Here is a 6005-nt window from a genome sequence, read left to right as displayed (position 1 = left end):
TCCAGAGCTTACAAAGATAACAGGCATGTATCAATCCTAGACCCGAGTAACAGGGGACTGAAAGACACATGGAACTCCGACGGATCATTCAGTTGCACAAGTATCAATCCTAGACCCGAGTAACAGGGGACTGAAAGTCTGATCGTAAGATTCGAACAGGCAGCGATGACCCGGTATCAATCCTAGACCCGAGTAACAGGGGACTGAAAGTGTTCGCCAAAAATCTTGTTCATCAGGGCTGCCCATTGTATCAATCCTAGACCCGAGTAACAGGGGGACTGAAAGTTCTTTACGAGATAGGAGAGCATAGAGCGCATAGCTGGTATCAATCCTAGACCCGAGTAACAGGGGACTGAAAGACGGAGACCATTCCGAGCAACCGCGCGGAATGGTCGAGTATCAATCCTAGACCCGAGTAACAGGGGACTGAAAGCTTTTAATGCCTCACCAACCAAGTAACGTCGATCCTCGTATCAATCCTAGACCCGAGTAACAGGGGACTGAAAGATTGTAGCAAAAATTGACCCTGCTTTCTCTGCCTTAAGTATCAATCCTAGACCCGAGTAACAGGGGACTGAAAGCATGGATTCGGGGCGTTTTTGGCATAAAAAATGCCGGTATCAATCCTAGACCCGAGTAACAGGGGACTGAAAGGGACGCACAGACCGCGATCGAGGAAGCGAAGGCGTCGGTATCAATCCTAGACCCGAGTAACAGGGGACTGAAAGAAATTTTGACCCGCGTTTTCGTTAAAGAGGGTGCATCGTATCAATCCTAGACCCGAGTAACAGGGGACTGAAAGTTTTTGTTTACGATACTTCCGGATCAGACTTCCGAGGTATCAATCCTAGACCCGAGTAACAGGGGACTGAAAGGACATGAGGTTCATGTCCGCCGCTCCGTACTTGAGTGGTATCAATCCTAGACCCGAGTAACAGGGGACTGAAAGGCGTTGAGCACATCGGGAGTTGGCGAAGCAAGCGTCGTTTCAATCCTAGACCCGAGTAACAGGGGACTGAAAGCGGCGCAACTTGAAGAAGGCGAAGAATACAACCCGATGTATCAATCCTAGACCCGAGTAACAGGGGACTGAAAGTGGCAAGATGTTACCGCAAATTGGCCAAAAACTGTGGTATCAATCCTAGACCCGAGTAACAGGGGACTGAAAGGAGAAAGAATTCGAAACAGTCGAATATGAGGGCGCCAGTATCAATCCTAGACCCGAGTAACAGGGGACTGAAAGTCAGGGCGGAGCCTCTGCTACGTGCGGCCGCGTATCAAGTATCAATCCTAGACCCGAGTAACAGGGGACTGAAAGTCTAGGTGGTCGGGGAGTTCCTGAATCCACTGTTCAACGTATCAATCCTAGACCCGAGTAACAGGGGACTGAAAGTATTGTAGACCTGAGTAACAGGTGCTTCTGTCCAAACTAGACATGGAGGATGTCAAAAAGGATCAGAGATTCTCGTCGAAATCTTCGGGAAATAGCTACGGGACAAATTTCCGCACCAAAAACAGGGCAATCCGTCTCCTATACGGTTGCCCTGTTTTATGCAGATCGAGGAGTACAGGTATTACTTATAGTTGACAATGACAAATGGTCCAGGTGGAGATATTTCAGCAGTCTGCTGGATGCTAGAACTTCCGATTGCGATACAAGCAACAGCAACGAGAAGCCCCACCAGAAATTTTAATTTCATCAGTATTCCTCCTTTTCGTAGAACTCCACTACGGAAGAAGCATATGCCCTTCCCTTCTTATAATACTTCAAGGCTGCTTCACCGTCATCCCGATCTGAGTAAAATTCGAATAAGCACTTACAAGCGAGATAGCGCACATTTAAACATATTGTTCAATGACCCTCAACGCAGTATCGTTCTCTTGCACTTTAACAAGTGACTTTACGTAATCCTTGACGGCTATTACCAGAATATCTTCATGCAATACAACTTTTTTGATTGCAGACAACAACGATCTCGTAGATGCACGGTAGTTCCCCAAGAGGTACTCAAAATGTGCCACGTTGATCAGGGCATGACCAATTTGCATGTTGTCCTCTGTTCGTTCGAAGTGTTCCAGTGATCTATACGCATGTTGCTTTGCAGATTCATAGTCACCGCGATCCTTCTGAATTTGCATCCTTGTGAATGATGCCAGCCCTAAAGCAAGATGATTATCGGGGAATGTTTCCTCCACCAACAACAGCATTTCTTCGATGTTGCTATACTCTTTTCGAATTGAGTAGGTCAACATCAAGTTTGCAGTTACGCGATGGAGCAAACGCTTGTCCTCAAAACTCTCATGTAAACTCTTGGCGAACTCCATCGAACGCAACCAAGTATGATGTGCATCATCGAACTGCTTTTGCAAATATTGGACTTTCCCCAGATGGTACAGCGCGAAACCCCGTTCTGACGCTCCGATCGCCGTTTCAACCAGCTCACTTGCGATTGACGTAAGCCTGTTGCAGATTGTCCTTCGAAATCTCCTTTGGAGTTAAAAGACTGTCAAGAGTTTTGCGTTGTTTGTATACGTCTTCCAGAAGAATCCTCTTGACGGGCATTTTCAAGTCACCTGCGATCTTTTCAAGTTCGTACATGTAGATTTCACGTTTGCCTTTAAGCATCGAACGTAACGTCTCAGGAGACACCCCAAGACGACCGGCCATAGCTGTCGTGGAATACCAGCCCCCCTTTTCCTTCTTCAATTCCTCGATTCTTTGACCTAACGGAATATTATCAACTAACGTGTAGATTGGTGCTTCCAAACTCAGCTACGTCACCTCTGAAACCACTAGTTTATGTTCAATGTTAAGAGGATAGTCATTCTTCCATAGTAGAATATTATAAAAGATGTTCCGATTTTTGTACATAACTTTTAGTGAAAATCCGCAATAATTCTTTACTTCCGTTCGTCCTTGTTTACAACCTCTTGATTGCCCATGCAATAGCTCAAGCAGTCAGTGGGCTGGCAAGGTAGGGAACCTGCGAGGTATGGTTTTCTGTTCTCTCCTAACATAAAGAGACGGTTTTTTGTGAAAAAGAGATATTCTCCCCATGAACGGGATGAGATATACTGGGGAGGAGATACTAAATGTGGGAAAAGGAGAGTTTCGAGGATCGGGCGGGTTTTGGAGCAAAAAGGTGATCCTCGAAAAAAACCGCAACTCACGCCCCGACAGAGATCGCGGGAACCCGTAGCAGGAGTGGATTTTGTTATGTGCTTCGCGGTCGGTCTCAACCTAAGACCCGAATTACAGGGGACTGAAAGGGCCAGTTGCCGGTTTCGATGTAGATCATGTAGGCTTGTCTCAACCTAAGACCCGAATTACAGGGGACTGAAAGAAGATATAATCGACGGTCACGTTGTGATAGTCAGCGTCTCAACCTAAGACCCGAATTACAGGGGACTGAAAGTGATCACCGACTTGAGCCGTCAGCCAGTACGCGAAGGTCTCAACCTAAGACCCGAATTACAGGGGACTGAAAGCTTTTTATGCTTTTTGTTTCGCAAAAAAGGGCGGTCAGTCTCAACCTAAGACCCGAATTACAGGGGACTGAAAGAACGTCAACGTCGACGATTAGGCCGTTACCGATGTAGTCTCAACCTAAGACCCGAATTACAGGGGACTGAAAGTGTGGGTTGGGAGCACGGCCCGGACAGCGCCGAGCTTGTCTCAACCTAAGACCCGAATTACAGGGGACTGAAAGTTTTGGTAATACGAAAGCAATCGCATTACAGTTTGTCGTCTCAACCTAAGACCCGAATTACAGGGGACTGAAAGATAGTCTGAACGACTTCATATTGTTTTTTATACTTCGTCTCAACCTAAGACCCGAATTACAGGGGACTGAAAGGTGTAACCGAACCACGCCGCCAGAGTGATGCCCGATGTCTCAACCTAAGACCCGAATTACAGGGGACTGAAAGTCTGACTTGAGGGGCTTTTTTTGCGTGGTTCGTTGGCGTCTCAACCTAAGACCCGAATTACAGGGGACTGAAAGAAGAAGAAAGGATGAGCGCCATGACCAAGGACACGAAGTCTCAACCTAAGACCCGAATTACAGGGGACTGAAAGAAAGTGTACTCTTTGTATCGCGCGATTTCTGACGGTGTCTCAACCTAAGACCCGAATTACAGGGGACTGAAAGTGCTTCTAGAGCTCTGGGCCGATCAAGCTGGATCAGGTCTCAACCTAAGACCCGAATTACAGGGGACTGAAAGTGCCGATGAAGAGAGCTATTCGCTTGATTCTGGGTAGTCTCAACCTAAGACCCGAATTACAGGGGACTGAAAGAGACTTCCTCCGTCGTCAGCTCGCGGATCGGCGTGTGTCTCAACCTAAGACCCGAATTACAGGGGACTGAAAGTTTGAGAAATCCGTCGTTGAGCAGGAGAGGGAGATGTCTCAACCTAAGACCCGAATTACAGGGGACTGAAAGATCACAATACCACTGAAACATTAAACGAACAGCTTCCGGTCTCAACCTAAGACCCGAATTACAGGGGACTGAAAGACATCGACAACGAGCGAGATGACATGTTCGAAAAGGATTCCCTTGATGCAACGGATGACGATCTGTATCGAGCCAAAGCCAATGCCTTGCTGCGCCGACTGAAAGAGAGCAAATGGATCGACATCGAGGACCGTGACCAATATCGCCAATTTGTCGTCTTGCCTCACTACTCCAGCCGCATCTTATCGGTTCTCCAAGAGTTGTGCGAGGGACGCTCAATCGAGTATCAGCGTTACGCATTCTCCACCTATCAATTGCTCACGGGGGAGGAAGCCAAGCAGAATCCCTGCTTTGCTGTCCAAGAAGCAGAGAAGATGACCAGATCGTTCCTCGAAGAACTGCAAATTTTGGTCAACAACATGAAGAAACACATGGAGCAACTGACCTCCATGTCGACCATCGAGGAAGTCCTCGACTACCACTTCAACCGCTCATAGCAAGTCGGTGAACGTTGGCCTGCTTCCGGGTGGGGTAGGATTGACAGGGGAGACGATCGAGGCGTTGGAGATCCGCGAGATTCGAAGTTCACGAATTCTGTTGGTGGAGAATCTGACCTGTTACCATCACGTCGTGCAAGAGAGTCAAGAGGGGACGGTTGTGATCTTCGCCGGCGGCTTTCCGCACCGTCATTTGCAAAAACTGCTCCAAAAGCTCTCGACATTTTTGGAGGAGCCGCGGGAGCAAACGATCTGTATCCAGCATTGGGGTGATCTTGATTACGGAGGGATTCGGATATTTGAGTTTATCCGAAGGAAGTTAGTTCTACAACTGCGTCCTTATCTGATGGATGTGGCGACCTATGAGGAATTCAGGGTGCAGGGAATTTCATTCGGGAAATTGTATGAACGTAAATTGAGTTCGTTGCTGGAGGATGGGTCTTTTGCTGAGTGGCATCCATTGGTGGAGGCGATTCTGCGCGAGGGGTATCGAGTGGAGCAGGAGAGTTTGTTGCGGTAGTGGAGTTCGGTTCGGTCGCAGGCTCGACCGACATTCATGCTGGACTAGTCAAGCATCTTGAGCGGTGATTCGTCACTAGGAAAGATGCGTTTCCTTTTGTGGGAAGTAGTTATTCTCTCCATGAAAGGGATGAGATATACTAGTAGGGGGATACTAAGTATGGAATTCGAGGAGTTTCGAGGAGTTTCGAGGAGTTTCGAGGATCGGGCGGGTTTTGGAGCAGAAAGGTGATCCTCGAAAAAAACCACAACCCACGCCCCGACAGAGATCGCGGGAACCCGCAGTATGAGTGGGTTTGATTCTGGGCTTCGCGGTCGGTATCAATCCTAGACCCGAGTAACAGGGGACTGAAAGGAAAGTTGTGGACGTGAGCGAACAACGGTATCTTCGCCGTATCAATCCTAGACCCGAGTAACAGGGGACTGAAAGAGGTATGATACGCTGGTATCTTCACGGGACTGCCGTTCGTATCAATCCTAGACCCGAGTAACAGGGGACTGAAAGCAGTGTAGTTAACAGTGGCTGGCTCAA

At 48.0% G+C, this 6005-nt stretch carries 5 protein-coding genes and 2 CRISPR repeat arrays; of the genes, 2 read left to right on the top strand and 3 right to left on the bottom strand.

Annotated features, from left to right (window positions below):
- Positions 1 to 27 precede the first annotated feature (27 nt).
- Positions 28 to 1393: a CRISPR direct-repeat array (repeat unit 37 nt; unit sequence GTATCAATCCTAGACCCGAGTAACAGGGGACTGAAAG).
- Positions 1394 to 1574: 181 nt separating this feature from the next.
- The 3 genes from EL26_RS26560 to EL26_RS22590 form a co-directional block, all read right to left on the bottom strand.
- On the bottom strand, positions 1575 to 1700 hold the full coding sequence (locus tag EL26_RS26560; protein ID WP_274518920.1) for a hypothetical protein: 126 nt from the start codon (positions 1698 to 1700) through the stop codon (positions 1575 to 1577).
- A 139-nt stretch (positions 1701 to 1839) separates the two neighbouring features.
- Positions 1840 to 2370 carry a hypothetical protein gene (locus EL26_RS22595; protein WP_038094635.1) on the bottom strand — a complete coding sequence of 177 codons (531 nt, stop codon included), beginning with the start codon at positions 2368 to 2370 and terminating at the stop codon, positions 1840 to 1842.
- A 70-nt stretch (positions 2371 to 2440) separates the two neighbouring features.
- On the bottom strand, positions 2441 to 2767 hold the full coding sequence (locus tag EL26_RS22590; protein ID WP_038094633.1) for a helix-turn-helix domain-containing protein: 327 nt from the start codon (positions 2765 to 2767) through the stop codon (positions 2441 to 2443).
- Between the two features lie 466 nt (positions 2768 to 3233).
- Positions 3234 to 4517: direct repeats of the CRISPR family, unit length 37 nt; unit sequence GTCTCAACCTAAGACCCGAATTACAGGGGACTGAAAG.
- A gap of 23 nt (positions 4518 to 4540) precedes the next feature.
- Here EL26_RS22590 and EL26_RS25155 point away from each other — a divergent pair.
- Positions 4541 to 4954, top strand: coding sequence for a Wadjet anti-phage system protein JetA family protein (locus EL26_RS25155; RefSeq protein ID WP_152559375.1), 414 nt, complete (start codon positions 4541 to 4543; stop codon positions 4952 to 4954).
- A 7-nt stretch (positions 4955 to 4961) separates the two neighbouring features.
- Positions 4962 to 5474, top strand: a complete 513-nt coding sequence (locus tag EL26_RS22580; RefSeq protein ID WP_081857429.1) for a Wadjet anti-phage system protein JetD domain-containing protein — start codon at positions 4962 to 4964, stop codon at positions 5472 to 5474.
- The last annotated feature ends 531 nt before the right edge of the window (positions 5475 to 6005 follow it).

The organism is Tumebacillus flagellatus (genome assembly GCF_000714935.1).
Lineage (GTDB): Bacteria > Bacillota > Bacilli > Tumebacillales > Tumebacillaceae > Tumebacillus > Tumebacillus flagellatus.
Note: the sequence above shows the minus strand (reverse complement) of the source record. Positions and strands in the feature narration are given on the sequence as shown.